The organism is Pseudoalteromonas sp. APM04 (assembly GCF_022809815.1).
Taxonomy (GTDB): Bacteria; Pseudomonadota; Gammaproteobacteria; order Enterobacterales; family Alteromonadaceae; genus Pseudoalteromonas; species Pseudoalteromonas marina.
On the sequence record NZ_CP094441.1, the window covers coordinates 2,014,439 to 2,031,092 of the forward strand.

The window sequence follows — 16,654 nt, forward strand, 5'->3', positions numbered from 1 at the left end:
ATCTCTTAGTTTTTAATTATGAGTACACACACCAAGGCTATAAACAAACACAACGAAATACTTTTCCAGACTAAAACCGGATCGCGTTTCATTATTGAGTCTTTCGGGGCGGTACTTTTTAAATGTGGATTAGGTTTATTGATATCACTTATAAATTCAGAAAATGCGTGGTATCTGAATTCGGGTTTGGGAGCCAATGCTTTCATTAAAGCCTGATCTAACCAAAACGGGATATCTGCTCTGTGTTTACGAATACTTGTGTATTGCCAGTGACTGTAATCTTTTGGTACATGATTATGCGCGAGTGGCTGATACGGCAATTTTGAACATAATAATTCGTAAGCAACAACGCCTAGCGAAAATAAATCACTCTTAAAATCGGCGTGCATAGTGATAAGCGTCTCTGGTGCGGTATAATCTACCGTACCTTGCGGGCAATCATCAGCAATTTGCTTTACCGACTCATCCATAGCCGCAACACTCACCGTGCCGTAATCGATTAATGTTACTTTGCCGTGAGCGTCTATCATCACGTTATCGAGTTTTAAATCGCGGTGCACCATATCCAAACGCTGAAACGCTCTAAGTGCTTGTACTATTTGTTCAATAATACTGCGCACTTGGGTAATTTCTGGATGCGGCACATCATGCTTCCAATCACTCAGTGTTTGCCCGTCCATGTATTCGCAAATATGATATAAAAACGGGCTTTGCGATTGCGTATTTAAAACCTTCATTACATTGGGATGATTAATACGTTGCCCCACCCAGCCTTCTCTTATAAAGCCTTGAAGGTAGTGCACATCGTCTTCAAAATTTACCGAAGGCGCTTTTAATACAACCGGCGGCATATCGGGTGTTTGTTGCACTAAATAAATGTGCGAGCGGCTACTAGCGTGTAATTCACGGATAACAGTAAAGTCATCAATTTTTTGGCCAACTTTTAACGGTGGCGGAATTTTTCGCCTAGTTAAAGAGTGATATAACTCGTCTAAATTTTGTTTTGCAATACTATTCACTTTTACAAGTAAGCAGCTTACGTTGTCGTCACTGCCTCTTGCTATGGCAAGCTCTGTCACTGCTTTTGCTGCGTGCTCTAAATTAGTATGCTCATCAATTAGCTTTTGTATATCACTGTATGGCAATACATCGTGTACACCATCGCAGGTAAGTATATAAATATCATCAGCTTTAAGTTCAACCTCGTATACATCAATTTCTTGATGAAGCTGCGCGCCTAAAGCTCGCGTTAGGGTATCGTTTACTTTATGGTCGCGTGTTATCGCCTCCATACTTTTTGCACGTAACCGCGTAATTCGGGTATCACCTAAATGAAAAATATAACCCGTGGCCGATTTTAAAATAAGCGCTGTAAACGTGGTCATCCAATCTGCTTGGCGTTGACCAAGGTGATTGTAGTTAACCGATTGCGAATACAGCCACTGATTTAAACTGGCCAATACCTTAGATACAGACTTTTTAACGGCCCAACTTGGCGGTGTATTTAAATACTCATTTATAAAGTGCGTTACCGATAACTGTGAAGCTTGTTTAGCATTTTTTGCTGATGAACACCCATCGGCCAAGCAGGCAATAACCCCTTTTGACTCTTTTTCTTGCGCTTGAGTATTAAGAGCAGCAAACGCATCTTGGTTTTCGGTTTTTATACCTTTGCTACTGTGCCCACCAAACTCAATGTTAAGTTCGTTTGTAAGTGCGCTGGCTTTTTGGGTTTCATCAAACATTAGTATGCCTTAAGTCACAGAAATAAGTTCAACGGTGCCATCTTCGTTTACTTCAGTTATGTGGCCATCAGGTTCTTTCATGAAAAATAATGCACCTAAACCTAACAATGCACTTGCCGCAATAATCATAAAGAATGTTTGGTAATCAACTAATGAGAGCGCCGTTAAATATACAACAGCCCCTACATTACCGTAAGCTCCCGTCATACCTGCAATTTGCCCAGTTAAACGGCGTTTAATAAGTGGCACAGCGGCAAATACAGCCCCTTCCCCTGCTTGCACAAAAAACGAACACGCCATGGCAGCTGCAACTGCAAGCCAAAGCGGCCAGCTAGCGTCAACTAAGCCCATAACAAAATAACCTACAGCTAAGCCTGTGGTAAGTACAATAAGTGTTTTACGACGACCCATTCTATCTGAGATCCAACCACCACCCGGGCGAGAAGCTAAGTTCATAAACGCATACGCTGATGCAAGCAAACCTGCGTATACCATATCAAGGCCAAACACCTCACTAAAAAATAATGGCAACATAGATACAACGGCAAGCTCTGAGCCAAACGTTGTAAAATAAAGAATATTTAAAACTGCAACTTGTTTAAATTCGTAACGATGTGATTCAGGAACAGGTTGCTTAAAAATATGGCCGTTTATGTCGTACGTTTTATAAACTTCGTAAAGATAAAGCAGCACCAAAAATACATATGTACCAATAACAAAATTTTCAGAAAGTAAATTTGCACCAGTAGGAGAAAGCTTCCAAGTAAGTAGTGCTAAAGCACCGTACATAGGTAGCTTCATTATAAGAAGTAGTACAAAGTCGCCTTTGCTGGTTACTTCCATTGCTCCTACTTTTTTTGGTTTAAAGTAAGTGCCACCTTTTGGCGTGTCAGTTACGCTGATGTACCAAATAACACCAAAAATGACACTTAATACACCGGTTAGGCCTATCGCATAACGCCAGCCATCGTCACCGCCAAACATAAGCGCTAATACAGGCAATAGCATAGCAGCAGCTGCCGAGCCAAAATTACCCCAACCACCGTAAATACCTTCTGCTGTACCCAACTCGTTTGCCGGGAACCACTCGCTCACCATACGAATGCCCACAACAAAACCCGCACCAATAAAGCCAAGTGCAAAACGCGCGATAGCGGCTTGCTCAAACGTGGTGGCCATCGCAAACATAAAACATGGGATACTACACGTAATGAGTAAAGCTGCATAAACGATGCGAGGCCCAAATTTATCAGTTAACATGCCCACAACCACGCGAGCAGGAATGGTTAGTGCCACATTTAAAATAAGTAGCGTTTTTACTTGTGCCATAGTAATACCTAGCGAACCCGCTATAGCGCCTAATAATGGCGCATGGTTAAACCAGACAAAAAATGAGATAAAAAACACCATCCAGCTTAAATGCAGTATTTTCATTTTTCCGCTAAACGATATGAGATTAAACCCAGTACTCGGTTGCATGTTATTTTTCCTTAGTTACGTTTGTAGTTATTTATAGCAGTTACTACTTTGTTATTAATTACACTGCTATATTTGTTAATTTCACGTTAACCATGCTGAGCAATTAGTGAGCCAATAATTTATTTTATTAAAAATCAATAACTTATGTTTTTTCTAATTCGTTATAATTTTCATTTGCACTGTTAAGGTAATCAATGTGAGCACTAACAGTGCAATTACTTTTAACCGCGTTCTTGCCCACATATTCTAAAAATTGCTATTGTGTATAAAAATAATGAGAAGCCGCTAATGACTAAACCAGCCCTGACTTACCAACAACAACTACGCTACTCGCGCCACATAATGCTTCCTAAATTAGATATAGAGGGGCAAGAAAAAATATGGCAATCTCATGCGCTTATAGTAGGTTTAGGTGGCTTAGGCTGCCCGGTTGCACAGTACTTAGCTGCCTCAGGTGTGGGAACATTAACGCTTGTAGATAACGACGTGGTTGATGCTACAAACTTGCAAAGGCAGGTGCTTTACAAACAAACAGATGTGGGAAGCTTAAAAACACACGCCGCTAAAGCGCAGCTAGCTAGCTTAAATAATGAAATAGATATACATACAATCGATGCATTTTTAGATGAAAAGTCAAAGCTTGACGAGCTATTAAAAAATATTGATATAGTCATTGATTGCTCTGATAACTTAACTACACGTAATGTATTAAACACAGCCTGTTATAAAACAAAAACCCCACTAGTATCGGGCGCTGCAATTAGAATGGAAGGCCAAGTTGCCTGTTTTACGATGCAAGAAAATAGCCACTGTTATGAGTGTTTATCGCAGTTTATGTCTGATCAAACACAAAGCTGCTCAGAATCAGGCGTGCTATCGCCCATTGTAGGATTAATTGGCAGTATTCAGGCCACTGAAGCGTTAAAAATGCTTGCTGGATTACCAAGCGGGTTGAGCGAACATTTACTGCTGGTTGATGGTTTGAGTATGGAGTTTAGTCGCTTTAAAATCACAAAAAACAGTCATTGTGCTACGTGCAGCTAAAACCCACTTTACACTACTCTAGATTATGAATAGTCGCATAAAGTGTATCGCCTACTTTATAGTTTTTTTGATCCCATACTCTTGGTGAAAGTAAGCAATACAAGCTTTGCCCGTCTACATCTAGCGTAAGTTGCCATGTTTTATCTATAAGTTCTGCACTGTGCAGCGTAGATATTAAAACATTGCTGTTATTTGTGTTTAATGGCATTTCTGCACTTACCGATATTTGCTCACACTCTAATATAAGTTTATTTCCTTGCTCTACAGCGCTGGGTAATGCAAATAGCTGCTGCTCGCTTTTGTGGAGTTTAAGCAAATACACACCGTATTTTTCATCAAATGTAATGATTTTAAAGTTAATTAAGCTCAGCGGTGCTTGTTTATTATTAGCGTAAATAGCTTTAGCCACCTGCGCACTCGGGCCATGGTTAATTACTTTACCCTTATTAAGCTGCACCAGGGTATCGCAACAAAATAATAGCTCTTTTAACGAGTGGCTCACTATAATAAATTTAATAGTAAACGTTGCCGCCAATTCACTTAATGTTGAGAGTGTTTTAAAGCGCAGCGGCCAATCAAGTGCGCTAAATGGCTCATCTAAAATAATTAATTTTTGACCTGCCAACAACGTCCGTGCAAACACCACCCGTTGGCGCTCCCCGCCAGACAAGCTTTGAACGTTGCGTTTAAGTAAGGGGTGTAACTCAAGTGCATCAATAACTTTTTGTTCAGTTAAGTCAGTTTGCCTATTAAAACAATGCTTTTGTGTAAACGCTAAATTACCTGCTACATCCAAATGCGGAAATAATGGGCAGGACTGAACTTGCAACGTAACACCGCGTTGCTCAGTTGGTAAATGATGTACCGATTTATTATTAATATAAACACTCTGCTCACCTTCAAGGCCACTAATACAACGTAGCAAGGTGGACTTACCCGAGCCCGATGGACCAAAAATTCCCGCAATAGTAAAAGATTCAAGGTGAAGGTTTATGTCTAAATCAAAGTTGTTTAGCGATTTATAAAGGGCTAACTTAATCATATTATTGCTTAACCCCCACTATGCTTTTATTAAATTTAAATAACAGCACTAAACACGCAAATGAAATAGCCAGTAAAATAAGCGAAAGCTGATGCGCCGCTGCATAGTTTAACGACTCAACATGGTCGTACAAAGCAATAGAAACAACCTGTGTTTCTCCTTGTATATTGCCACCAATCATCAGCACTAAGCCAAACTCCCCGAGCGTATGCGCAAACCCCAGTGCAAATGCACTACCAATACTAGGTTTTAACAACGGCAATATTAAGTAAAAAAAACGCTTAAAGTGGCTCAAACCCAAGGCAATTGCAGCCTCGTTATAGGTGTGGTTAATCTGCTTAAACCCTGCAACTAAGGGTTGCATTACAAACGGCAAAGAATAAAAAAGCGAACCAATAACAACACCCTGAAAACTAAACGCAAGCTGGGTACCTGTTAGCCAAAACCAAAATTGCCCAAAAGCATGGGTGGGCGAAAATAAAACCAGTAGATAAAAACCAAGCAAGGTCGGTGGCAATACTAACGGCATTGCAATAAGCGCTTCTAAAAACGGTTTAAATTTACCTTTGTACCCCGCTAGTTTGTATGCAACAGGAATACAAAAAACAAGCAGCAACACAGCCGTTATAAAAGCTAACTTTACCGTCAGCCACAGTGCTGTTAAATCACTTTGAAGCATTGCTATCCTTTGTTCTATACCCTAGTTCAACAAGCTTAAGTTGAGTGCTACTGGTCATTAAAAAGTCCATAAGCTTTTGAGCGCTTGCCAGTTTTTTACTCGATTTAATAATAACCCCCTGTTGAATAATTTCGGGATACTCGCTAAGCGGTATTAACTTGTACGACAAATACTGTGGGTCCTGGCTATTATTAAACGCCATTTTTAATGTAGAGACAGCCACGACCCCTACAGATGCATTCCCACTTTGAACAAACTGAAAAGCTTGCGTAATATTATTACCATACACATAATTTATTGGCTTTTTAAAATTGGCATTCGCGTAAAACTCAGACGCCTGCCCATAAGGTGAAAAACGCGGATTAGCTATCGCCACTTTATTATTTACTCTATTAGCATTGGGCTGCCACACAGCAAGTTCACCAAGTGCGTAGGTAATTAAGCTACTTTGACTAGCAAATCCTTCTTTTATTAAAGCTTGCGGGCGTACATCGTCAGCCGATAAAAACACATCAAACGGCGCTCCATGTACAATTTGAGAATATAAAACACCGCTAGAAGCCGCTGATATTTTTACTTGTATACCCGGTATTGGGGAGTCTTGCAGTAAAGTTTGTAACACGGTTTTAAAATTACTTGCCACCGCAACATGTATTGTTTCTTTTGCGTTTAACGAGCTTGAAAACACGCAAATACCAAACAAAAAATAACCCAGCCATGTATTGTAAAGCTTTGACATTGTAAGTATTGTTTTAATAAATGAATTAAGTAAGCAATATATATGAACGATGTTTGCAATGCACCCGGTTTATTACCAATAGAAACCGCAATCAGTAATATGTTAGATGCAATTAGCTTTAATAAGCATGCCGAAACAATACCCGTAATGAGTAGTGTTGGCCGAATTTTGGCTACTGATGTTCAATCAACAATTAATGTGCCCGCACATGACAACTCTGCGATGGACGGCTATGCATTGTGTATTAGCGACGGCCTAACCACCTACACGCAAATAGGCAGTGTATTTGCGGGTCAAACCTTCGACAAAACGCTAACGCCCGGTCAATGCGTAAGAATTATGACCGGTGCAGCACTTCCAGCAGGTGCTAACGCCGTTGTTATGCAAGAAAATGCCACTGTAAATAACGATGAAATTACTTTTACAGGCACTATTGAGCACAATAACAATGTCCGTTTTGCAGGTGAAGATATTGCAAAAAACAGTGTGGTATTAAAAGCAGGCAGAAAGCTTAAAGGCGTAGACGTTGGATTATTAGCCTCTATTGGTATTAACGAAGTAAACGTTTACCAAACACTCAAAGTAGCCGTGTTCTCAACAGGAGACGAACTAATAGAGCCAGGTAATGCACTTCCTGCTGGCGCTATTTATGAAAGTAATCGCGCTGTCATTATTAGCGAGCTTAATAATCCAAATATAGAGGTGATTGATTTTGGCATTATTCCCGATGATAAAGCGCTTATTCAAAAAACCTTTTTAAAAGCGGACGAGCAAGCCGATGCCGTTATTAGCTCTGGTGGTGTATCGGTCGGTGAAGCCGACTTCACAAAAGAAGTACTGAACGACATTGGCGATATACACTTTTGGAAAATAGCCATGAAACCAGGCAAACCATTTGCCTTTGGTAAATTGCCTAATAGCTACTTTTTTGGTCTACCTGGCAATCCAGTTTCTGCAGCCGTTACGCTTGAGCGACTTGTAAAACCAGCATTGACCAAACTATCTGGCAATGAGCCTAAACCCACAATTCGTTTAAAAGCAGTCACAACTCAACAAATTAAAAAGCGCCCAGGCCGAACAGACTTTCAACGTGGTATTGCCAGTAACGACGAAAACAACAACCTTGTTGTCACACCTGTTGAAAAACAAGGCTCAGGCGTACTGTCGTCTCTTAGTAAAGCTAACTGTTTAATTGTAGTCCCTGCACAAAGTGGAAACATTGCACAAGGCGAAACTGTTGAAATAGAACTGCTTAAATAGTAAAAAGCTAGGCTATTAATAGCCTAGCTTTAACAAAAACTAATTTAAGATAGAGCCTTTTATATCCTTTAAAATACCAAGTAGCCCATGGTGATAATTATCTAGCTTTGAGGAACTCTTACAACCCCTTCCATCAATACTCTGGCGCTTCGGCTCATACTCGCTTTAGTAACTTGCCAGTCTCCATTAATCTTTTTAGCTTCAGCGCCTACTTTTAACGTGCCCGAGGGGTGACCAAAATTCACTTCACTCAATGCGCCACCACCTGCAGCTAAATTAACTAACGTACCTTCTATAGCCGCTGCAGTGCCAATAGCAACTGCGGCTGTTCCCATCATGGCATGGTGTAATTTACCCATCGACATAGCACGTACTAATAAATTAATACTGTCCGCATCTATGTGTTTACCGCTTGATGCATTATACGCAACAGGTTTAGCAACAAACGCCACTTTGGGTGTGTGCTGGCGTGCCTGTGCTTCATTTACATTAGTAATTAAGCCCATTTTAACAGCGCCATAAGCACGTATTGTTTCAAGCTTTTTAAGCGCAGCGTCATCATTGTTAATGTCGTCTTGAAGCTCAGTCCCGGTATAACCAATATCTTCAGCATTAATAAAAATAGTTGGAATACCCGCATTAATCATCGTCGCCTCTAGTGTGCCAACATCTGGCACCTCTAAATCGTCAACAACATTACCCGTTGGAAATAAAGCCCCATCCCCATCAGCAGGGTCTACAAACTCAAGCTTTACCTCAGCCGCTGGGAACGTAACACCGTCAAGCTCAAAGTCTCCGGTTTCTTGCACTTCGCCATTAGTCATTGGTACATGCACTAAAATGCTTTTTTTAATATTGGCCTGCCACACACGCACAATAGCAATGCCATTTTCGGGCACGCGGTTTTTATCAACTAAGCCATTACTAATAGCAAACGCACCCACTGCCGAAGTTAAGTTACCGCAGTTACCGCTCCAATCAACAAAGGCTTTATCAATAGCGACTTGCCCAAATAAATAATCTACATCGTGATTGGCTTGCTCACTTTTACTTAAAATGACCGTTTTACTGGTGCTTGATGTAGCACCACCCATGCCATCGGTTTGTTTTCCGTAAGGGTCGGGGCTGCCAATAACACGAAGTAATAAGTTATCGCGCGCCTCACCTGCCACTTGGGCAGGCTTTGGCAAATCGGTTAAATTAAAAAACACACCTTTACTCGTGCCGCCACGCATATAGGTTGCCGGCACTTTTATTTGTGGTTTAAACATTTTAAAAAATCCTTATTACCCATTTGTCGCTTCTAAAAAGTCTTGAGCAAAACGCTGTAATACACCACCAGCAGCATAAATAGAAAGCTCTTCTTGCGTATCTAATCGGCATTTCATTGCTGCAGTTAGCACTTCACCATTTTTGCGGGTGATCACAAGCTCTAATGTTGCGCCCGGTGCTGGTGCGCCTTTTACATCGTAACTTTCACTACCATCAAGGTTTAGTGTTTTACGTGTCGTGCCTGGTGCAAACTCAAGCGGTAAAACCCCCATGCCAATTAAATTTGTGCGGTGAATACGCTCAAAGCCTTCAGCAGCTATCACTTGAACACCGGCAAGCCTAACGCCTTTTGCAGCCCAATCGCGCGACGAGCCTTGCCCGTAATCGGCACCGGCCACAATAATAAGCGGTTGCTTGCGCTCCATGTAGGTTTCAATTGCTTCCCACATGCGCGTGTTTTTACCCTCGGGCTCTATACGTGCGAACGAGCCTTGCTTAACCTCGCCGTTTTCATCAAGTACCATTTCGTTAAGTAATTTAGGGTTTGCAAACGTGGCACGCTGCGCCGTTAAATGATCGCCGCGGTGCGTTGCATACGAGTTAAAGTCTTCTTCTGGTACATTCATTTTAGTGAGGTATTCGCCCGCAGCACTGCTTGCCATAATTGCGTTAGAAGGTGATAAATGATCCGTTGTGATGTTATCGCCCAATACTGCCAAAGCGCGCATACCACTCATGGTGCGCTCACCAGCAAGTGCACCTTCCCAATAAGGCGGGCGGCGAATATACGTACTTTGCGCTCGCCAATCGTAAAGTGGGTCGTTGTCTTCACCGTAATCTACGGTTAAGTCAAACATAGGCTCGTACACTTTTTTAAATTGCTCAGGCTTAACGCTTTGCTGAATTACCGCATCTATTTCTTCATCGGTTGGCCATAAATCTTTAAGGGTTACATCATTACCTTGTTGATCTTGTCCTAAAATATCTTTTTCAATATCAAAACGAATCGTGCCCGCAATAGCATAAGCTACAACCAAAGGCGGTGATGCCAAAAAGGCTTGTTTTGCATAAGGGTGAATACGCCCGTCAAAGTTACGATTACCCGAAAGCACAGCCGTTGTGTATAAATCGCGATCTATCACTTCTTTTTGAATAACAGGGTCAAGCGCCCCACTCATACCGTTACAGGTAGTACACGCAAAGCCAACAATACCAAAACCAAGTTGCTCAAGCTCAGGCAATAGGTTTGCGTCTTCAAGGTACGATTGCACGGCTTTTGAGCCTGGCGCTAACGACGTTTTAACCCAAGGTTTACGCATTAACCCTTTTGCATTCGCATTACGCGCTAACAAACCTGCAGCTATTACATTGCGCGGGTTACTGGTATTAGTACAACTGGTAATTGCCGCAATGATACACGCACCGTCTGGCATTAAGCCTTCTTCGTTTTCAACAATGCCCGAAATACCTTCTTTCGCTAAATCGCTGGTTGAAACACGACGATGTGGATTAGAAGGCCCCGCAATATTGCGGCCAACGCTCGATAAATCAAAAGTCAAAACACGCTCGTATTTTGCGGTTTTTAAGCTATCGCTCCAAAGGCCAGCCGTTTTAGCGTAGTTTTCTACAAGGGCTATTTGCTCTTCATCTCGCCCTGTTAAACGTAAATAGTCTATTGTTTTATCGTCGATATAAAACATGGCCGCAGTCGCACCAAATTCTGGCGTCATGTTTGAAATAGTTGCTCTGTCGCCAAGCGTTAGCGCATCGGCGCCTTCACCGTAAAACTCTAAAAAGGTCGATACAACACGCTGCTCACGTAAAAACTCAGTAATCGCCAACACAATATCGGTAGCGGTAATACCAGGCTGGCGAGTACCCGTAAGCTCTACGCCTACAATATCGGGTAAACGAATGTACGACGCGCGGCCAAGCATAACGCTTTCAGCTTCAAGCCCGCCTACACCCACAGCAATAACACCTAATGCATCAACATGCGGGGTGTGGCTGTCGGTACCTACTAGCGTATCGGGGAATGCAATACCATCGCGGTTTTGAATAACAGGCGACATTTTTTCAAGGTTAATTTGATGCATAATGCCGTTACCAGGCGGGATCACATCAATATTTTTAAACGCGGTTTTAGTCCAGTTTATAAAATGAAAACGGTCATCGTTTCTGCGGTCTTCAATGGCACGGTTTTTTTCAAATGCCTCAGGATCAAACCCTGCATGTTCAACCGCTAACGAGTGGTCAACAATTAACTGCGTTGGTACCACTGGGTTAACTTTAGACGGATCGCCACCTTTAGCCGCAATTGCATCGCGCAAGCCTGCTAAATCAACAAGGGCCGTTTGGCCTAAAATATCGTGGCACACCACACGCGCCGGATACCACGGAAAATCTAAATCTTGTTTACGCTCAATTATTTGGCTAAGTGCATCGGTAAGCATGGCAGGGTCGCAGCGGCGTACTAAGTTTTCTGCAAATACACGCGAGCTGTAAGGGAGAGTAGCATAAGCGCCTGGTTTAATGGCATCAACAGCGGCTTGGGTATCGTAGTAATCTACATTTGAGCCCGCAAGCGGTTTGCGGTACTGAGTGTTGTTAATTATGGTCATAATAAAAATTCGCTAATAAGTGACGGGAAATAAAAAGGCAAAAAGGTGAGCTAGGCTCACCTTAAATGCTAACTAATTAGCCTCTTGATTCAATTGGCGTATAGCTGCGTGCGTCTGGCCCTGTGTAATCTGCACTTGGGCGAATAATACGGTTATTAGCACGTTGTTCTTTAACATGTGCTGTCCAACCAGTAACGCGGCTCATTACAAATATTGGCGTAAACAACTTAGTGGGAATATCCATAAAGTGATAAGCCGATGCATGGAAAAAATCAGCATTACAAAATAACTTTTTCTCGCGCCACATTACTTCTTCACAACGAACAGAAACTGGGTAAAGCACATCATCGCCCACCTCTGCCGCTAATTTTTCAGACCACTTTTTAATAATTACATTACGCGGGTCCGACTCACGGTAAATAGCATGGCCAAAGCCCATAATTTTATCTTTACGCTCAAGCATACCCATTACTTCTTGCTCAGCATGTTCTGCGCTAGTAAAGCCTTCAATCATGTCCATTGCAGCTTCGTTTGCACCACCATGTAATGGCCCGCGTAACGTACCAATCGCACCCGTTACACACGAATGAATATCAGACAAGGTAGAAGCACATACGCGCCCTGTAAATGTAGAGGCATTAAATTCGTGCTCTGCGTATAAAATAAGCGACACATTCATTACTTGCGCAAACAACTCGCTTGGTGCTTTGTCGTGTAATAACGTTAAAAAGTGTGCGCCTACTGAATCGTCGTCTGTTTGTGTTTCAATACGAACACCATCGTGTGAAAAGCGGTACCAGTAACAAATAATACTTGGGAACACTGCAACCATGCGGTCAATCGCATCGTTTGCTTGGCTAAAATCAAGTTCCATTTCAAGGTTACCCAACATAGAGCAACCCGTACGCATTACATCCATTGGGTGTGCGTCTTTAGGAATATTTTCAAGCACGGTTTTAAGTGCATCTGGCAAGCCACGTAAGCTTTTTAGTTTTGCTTTGTACTCAGCCAACTCGCTAGATGTAGGTAACTCACCGCGTGAAAGTAAAAACGACACTTCTTCAAACTGCGCTTTTTCAGCCAGCTCGCTAATATCGTAACCACAATACGTTAAGCCCGATCCACTTTGGCCAACTGTGCATAATGCCGTTTGGCCTGCTACTTGTCCGCGTAAACCTGCGCCACCTAATGCTTTATCTACCATGATCTTCTCCTATCTTAAATTTGTGTGTTGTCTAATTTAATAATTATTATTTGTCAGATTTTGATGAAAAAAGGTTATCGAGTGTGTTTTCGTATGTGTGGTAATCTAAAAAGTCGTAAAGCTCAGCACGGGTTTGCATGTTTTCAATTTCGCTTTGTTGCGAGCCTTCATTTAAAATAGCCGAGTAAACGTTAAGTGCTGCTTTATTCATCGCTCTAAACGCACTGAGTGGGTAAAGCACCATTTCAACGCCCACATCACTTAGCTGCTCTTTGGTATAAATTGGCGTTTGGCCAAACTCAGTAATGTTAGCCAAAATAGGCACATTTAACGCATTGGCAAACGCTTGGTAGTCGGCAAGGTCGTGCACAGCTTCAGCAAAAATAGCATCGGCACCAGCTTCAACACAGGCTGCTGCGCGGTCAATGGCCGCATTTAAGCCTTCTTTTTGAAACGCATCGGTACGCGCCATAATGTAAAAATCGCTATCGGTTTTTGCATCTACCGCGGCTTTAATACGGTCAACCATTTCGCCTTGGCTAACAATTTCTTTATTTGGGCGATGGCCACAACGCTTTTGCGCCACTTGGTCTTCTATATGAAAACCCGCCGCGCCTGCTTTGGTCATTTCTTTAACAGTGCGTGCAATATTAAACGCTCCGCCCCAACCAGTATCAGCATCAACAAGTAAAGGTAAATCGCTTGCACCGGTAATACGGCGAATATCTTCAAGTACGTTGTCTAGGCTAGTCATGCCTAAATCAGGCATACCGAAAGAGGCATTAGCAACACCCGCACCCGAAAGGTAAATAGCTTGGTGGCCCATTTTTTCAGCCATCATCGCTGTGTAGGCATTAATAGTGCCCACTACTTGTAATGGGCGATTATTAGCAATAGCTTGTTTAAATTTATATCCTGCTGACATGTCATTTCCTCTCTTTGAACGGTGGCTACATGGAGTAACTTATATTTTTAATCTTTGTATATGACGCTTTAACTATTTTGCTTAACTTTTAGCTTTTAGCGGCTTTTACCAATCTGTATGAGTAAACAGTTATTCAGATTGGTATAAATCAAATTTGGTTTGAATATTCGCTTGCGACGCACTTATATGGCGCTTCATTAGCATTTCGGCCAGTTCGCCGTCGTGGTTTTCAATCGCGTTAATAATGGCTAAGTGTTCGTCAAACGCTTTTGATACACGCGGCCCCACCATACCCATTTGCACGCGGTACATGCGTATTAATTGATACAGGTCGTTACAAAGCAAATGAATCAAATGCGCGTTTTTACTACCTTTAATAATGCGATAATGAAAATCTAAATCGCCCGCTTCTTGGTAGTACGACTCGCCTTCTTTAACGCGTTGCGTTTGTAAATGTTGATTAAGCAATTGCTTTAAGCCTTTAATTTCATCAGGCTCCATATTGTCGGCAGCTAAGCGGCACGCCAAGCCCTCAAGCGAGCTGCGTACTTGGTAAACCTCAATTAAACGCTCAGCGGTAAGTGCCACAACACGGCAACCTACATTGGCTTTACGCTCAACTAAATAACAGCTTTCAAGGCGGTTTAGCGCCTCACGCAATGTTGCGCGGCTTACACCGTAACGCTTTGCAAGCTCTGGCTCCGAAATTTTACTACCTTGGGCAATAGTGCCTTCAACAATCTCACGGCGCATATTTACAAATACCTGATCGGATGCTGTGGTAATGGGCGCTTCGTTTGAAAATGAGTCTGTCATAAGTTATTTTTTAGATTGTCGACAATTTGTATCGCCATAATGGGCGCATTAAAAAAACATGTCAACCCTAAAACCTAACATAAAGGCTAAAAAACAGCCTTATTGTCGACACTATTAGTCTAAAGTATGATCAAAATAGCTTATAAATACCTAAAAAACACAAAGTGTCGACAGCGAAACTTAATTAGGTGGCGCGTTTTTATCACTGAAATTTAGTTATTTAAGTGCTAAAATCGCGCTTTACTTTTAATGTACGAGCTAGCGCGTGAACGCCAATACTTTTATTCCTGAGCACTTTATAGACGACGTAAAAACCTACCTGCCTAATCATTTAAAGTTAGATGACTTTATAAATGCGTGTCGTCGCCCACTCAGAAAATCTATCCGCGTTAATACATTAAAAATAACCGTTGAAGACTTTATTAAAAAAGCCGAGCAAAAAAATTGGCAACTTACGCCAATTCCTTGGTGTAGCGAAGGCTTTTGGCTAGAGCGCCCAACGAGTGAAGAGCAAAACCTAGCCCTAGGCAATACCGACCTACACCTAAGCGGCGCAATGTACGTGCAAGAGGCAAGCTCAATGCTGCCGCCAATCGCGCTCAAACAAAGTATACAAACAAGTAACACCGTGCTTGATATGGCGTCGGCGCCGGGTTCTAAAACATCGCAGCTAGCAGCACTAATGAACAACCAAGGCGTGTTAGTAGCAAACGAGCTTTCGTCGTCGCGTTTAAAAGTACTCAGTGCCACCTTAAAACGCATGGGCGTGGGTAACTGTGCGCTTTCACACTTTGATGGCGTTATATTTGGCAATTACATGTTTGAATGTTTCGATAGCATATTGCTAGACGCCCCCTGCTCTGGCGAAGGCACGGTGCGTAAAGACGCCGATGCTCTAAAAAATTGGTCAATCGAATCAAACATTCAAATAGCACAAGTACAAAAAGATTTAATAAAAAGCGCATTTTACGCATTAAAACCCGGCGGCACGCTTGTTTATTCAACCTGTACGCTCACCCCGCTCGAAAACCAGCAAGTATGCGAATTTTTACTTGCTGAATTTGGCGAGTTTATAACGCCCGAGTCGCTTAGCGATTTATTTCCCGGGGCCGATAAAGCAACAACGACCGAGGGCTATTTGCACGTTTGGCCGCAAACCTACGACAGCGAAGGCTTTTTTATTGCCAAGTTTAAAAAGCACGCAAGTTGTAACAACCCAAACCAAACAGTTAAAAAAGGCGCATTTCCGTTTGTTGAGTTTGATAAAAAACCAACCACTGCATTTATGAGCGAGCTTAAAAATCACTTTGGTTTAACAAACTTACCCGGCACATTAATGCAGCGCGACAAAGAACTGTGGTTATTCCCCCAGGGGTTTGATGCAATTCAAAACAAAATTAAATACGCACGCTTAGGTATTCAAATAGGCATTATTCATAAAAATGGCGTAAGGCTAACCCACGAGTTTGCTACAGTTTTAGGCAATGCGTGTAAAACCAACACATACGCGCTAAATAGCGAACAAGCAAACGACTACTTTAATGGTAAAGATGTACGACTAGCCGAGCCTACAAAAGAGCTAGGCGAAGTGGTATTAACTTTATGTGGCTGCCCAATTGGGCTAGGTAAATGGCAAAAAAATAAGATCAAAAACTCACTACCGCGCGATCTAGTGCAAAATACCCAGTTAATAAACTGGGAGTAAACACACGCAAATCACGTATAAAATGTGCACAACACGTTTAAGTGTTTGTATTAACTACAGTATAAAAAATACACTAAAAATATGTAATTTTAAGAGCTTTGGCTATACTTAAAACACTTTCAA

Annotated in this window: 13 protein-coding genes; 3 read left to right on the top strand and 10 right to left on the bottom strand. The window is 42.0% G+C overall.

Going from position 1 to position 16,654, the window contains the following annotated elements:
• Positions 1 to 5: 5 nt before the first annotated feature.
• Entirely contained in the window at positions 6 to 1,745 is a 1,740-nt protein-coding gene (locus MTP24_RS09380; protein ID WP_243530826.1) for a bifunctional protein-serine/threonine kinase/phosphatase, read from the bottom strand.
• Positions 1,746 to 1,754: 9 nt separating this feature from the next.
• Positions 1,755 to 3,224, bottom strand: coding sequence for a NarK family nitrate/nitrite MFS transporter (locus MTP24_RS09385; protein ID WP_243530828.1), 1,470 nt, complete (start codon positions 3,222 to 3,224; stop codon positions 1,755 to 1,757).
• A 288-nt stretch (positions 3,225 to 3,512) separates the two neighbouring features.
• Here MTP24_RS09385 and moeB point away from each other — a divergent pair, with 288 nt between their 5' ends.
• Positions 3,513 to 4,268 (top strand): molybdopterin-synthase adenylyltransferase MoeB, encoded by a 756-nt coding sequence (gene moeB, locus MTP24_RS09390; RefSeq protein ID WP_243530830.1) that lies wholly within the window; start codon positions 3,513 to 3,515, stop codon positions 4,266 to 4,268.
• Between the two features lie 13 nt (positions 4,269 to 4,281).
• Here the strand turns inward: moeB and MTP24_RS09395 are convergent, their stop codons facing one another.
• Genes MTP24_RS09395 through modA form a run of 3 tightly spaced genes read right to left on the bottom strand, consistent with a single transcriptional unit; the run spans position 4,282 to position 6,728 of the window.
• Positions 4,282 to 5,310, bottom strand: coding sequence for an ATP-binding cassette domain-containing protein (locus tag MTP24_RS09395; protein WP_243530832.1), 1,029 nt, complete (start codon positions 5,308 to 5,310; stop codon positions 4,282 to 4,284).
• A 1-nt stretch (position 5,311) separates the two neighbouring features.
• Positions 5,312 to 5,989: a molybdate ABC transporter permease subunit gene (gene modB / locus MTP24_RS09400; protein WP_006794381.1), complete on the bottom strand. Its 678-nt coding sequence runs from the start codon at positions 5,987 to 5,989 to the stop codon at positions 5,312 to 5,314.
• A complete protein-coding gene (gene modA, locus MTP24_RS09405; protein ID WP_243530834.1) occupies positions 5,976 to 6,728 on the bottom strand; it encodes a molybdate ABC transporter substrate-binding protein in 753 nt (250 codons plus the stop codon). Before modA ends, modB begins: the two co-directional genes overlap by 14 nt.
• Positions 6,729 to 6,770: 42 nt before the next feature.
• Here modA and glp point away from each other — a divergent pair, with 42 nt between their 5' ends.
• Positions 6,771 to 7,988 carry a gephyrin-like molybdotransferase Glp gene (glp, locus tag MTP24_RS09410; protein ID WP_243530836.1) on the top strand — a complete coding sequence of 406 codons (1,218 nt, stop codon included), beginning with the start codon at positions 6,771 to 6,773 and terminating at the stop codon, positions 7,986 to 7,988.
• Positions 7,989 to 8,089: 101 nt separating this feature from the next.
• On the opposite strand, the gene prpF is transcribed toward glp, so the two are convergent.
• From prpF to MTP24_RS09435, 5 genes are all read right to left on the bottom strand, one after another.
• The gene (gene prpF / locus MTP24_RS09415; RefSeq protein WP_243530838.1) at positions 8,090 to 9,259 is read right to left on the bottom strand and encodes a 2-methylaconitate cis-trans isomerase PrpF; all 1,170 of its coding nucleotides are present in this window, start codon (positions 9,257 to 9,259) and stop codon (positions 8,090 to 8,092) included.
• A gap of 15 nt (positions 9,260 to 9,274) precedes the next feature.
• Complete coding sequence (acnD, locus tag MTP24_RS09420) at positions 9,275 to 11,881, bottom strand: Fe/S-dependent 2-methylisocitrate dehydratase AcnD (RefSeq protein ID WP_243530840.1); 2,607 nt, start codon at positions 11,879 to 11,881, stop codon at positions 9,275 to 9,277.
• Positions 11,882 to 11,957: 76 nt separating this feature from the next.
• A complete protein-coding gene (gene prpC, locus MTP24_RS09425; RefSeq protein WP_006794389.1) occupies positions 11,958 to 13,085 on the bottom strand; it encodes a 2-methylcitrate synthase in 1,128 nt (375 codons plus the stop codon).
• Between the two features lie 46 nt (positions 13,086 to 13,131).
• Positions 13,132 to 14,010, bottom strand: coding sequence for a methylisocitrate lyase (gene prpB / locus MTP24_RS09430; RefSeq protein WP_006794390.1), 879 nt, complete (start codon positions 14,008 to 14,010; stop codon positions 13,132 to 13,134).
• A gap of 129 nt (positions 14,011 to 14,139) precedes the next feature.
• Complete coding sequence (locus MTP24_RS09435) at positions 14,140 to 14,826, bottom strand: GntR family transcriptional regulator (protein WP_006794391.1); 687 nt, start codon at positions 14,824 to 14,826, stop codon at positions 14,140 to 14,142.
• A 265-nt stretch (positions 14,827 to 15,091) separates the two neighbouring features.
• Here MTP24_RS09435 and rsmF point away from each other — a divergent pair, with 265 nt between their 5' ends.
• Positions 15,092 to 16,531, top strand: a complete 1,440-nt coding sequence (gene rsmF, locus MTP24_RS09440) for a 16S rRNA (cytosine(1407)-C(5))-methyltransferase RsmF (protein WP_243530843.1) — start codon at positions 15,092 to 15,094, stop codon at positions 16,529 to 16,531.
• The last annotated feature ends 123 nt before the right edge of the window (positions 16,532 to 16,654 follow it).

Excerpts from the sequence above, each read along its gene's own strand:
- prpC (WP_006794389.1), bottom strand. The coding sequence starts at position 13,085 with ATGGTAGATAAAGCATTAGGTGGCGCAGGTTTACGCGGACAAGTAGCA.
- modA (WP_243530834.1), bottom strand. The coding sequence starts at position 6,728 with ATGTCAAAGCTTTACAATACATGGCTGGGTTATTTTTTGTTTGGTATT.
- MTP24_RS09385 (WP_243530828.1), bottom strand. The coding sequence starts at position 3,224 with ATGCAACCGAGTACTGGGTTTAATCTCATATCGTTTAGCGGAAAAATG.
- prpF (WP_243530838.1), bottom strand. The coding sequence starts at position 9,259 with ATGTTTAAACCACAAATAAAAGTGCCGGCAACCTATATGCGTGGCGGC.
- acnD (WP_243530840.1), bottom strand. The coding sequence starts at position 11,881 with ATGACCATAATTAACAACACTCAGTACCGCAAACCGCTTGCGGGCTCA.
- glp (WP_243530836.1), top strand. The coding sequence starts at position 6,771 with ATGAACGATGTTTGCAATGCACCCGGTTTATTACCAATAGAAACCGCA.
- MTP24_RS09435 (WP_006794391.1), bottom strand. The coding sequence starts at position 14,826 with ATGACAGACTCATTTTCAAACGAAGCGCCCATTACCACAGCATCCGAT.
- MTP24_RS09395 (WP_243530832.1), bottom strand. The coding sequence starts at position 5,310 with ATGATTAAGTTAGCCCTTTATAAATCGCTAAACAACTTTGATTTAGAC.
- moeB (WP_243530830.1), top strand. The coding sequence starts at position 3,513 with ATGACTAAACCAGCCCTGACTTACCAACAACAACTACGCTACTCGCGC.
- prpB (WP_006794390.1), bottom strand. The coding sequence starts at position 14,010 with ATGTCAGCAGGATATAAATTTAAACAAGCTATTGCTAATAATCGCCCA.
- MTP24_RS09380 (WP_243530826.1), bottom strand. The coding sequence starts at position 1,745 with ATGTTTGATGAAACCCAAAAAGCCAGCGCACTTACAAACGAACTTAAC.
- modB (WP_006794381.1), bottom strand. The coding sequence starts at position 5,989 with ATGCTTCAAAGTGATTTAACAGCACTGTGGCTGACGGTAAAGTTAGCT.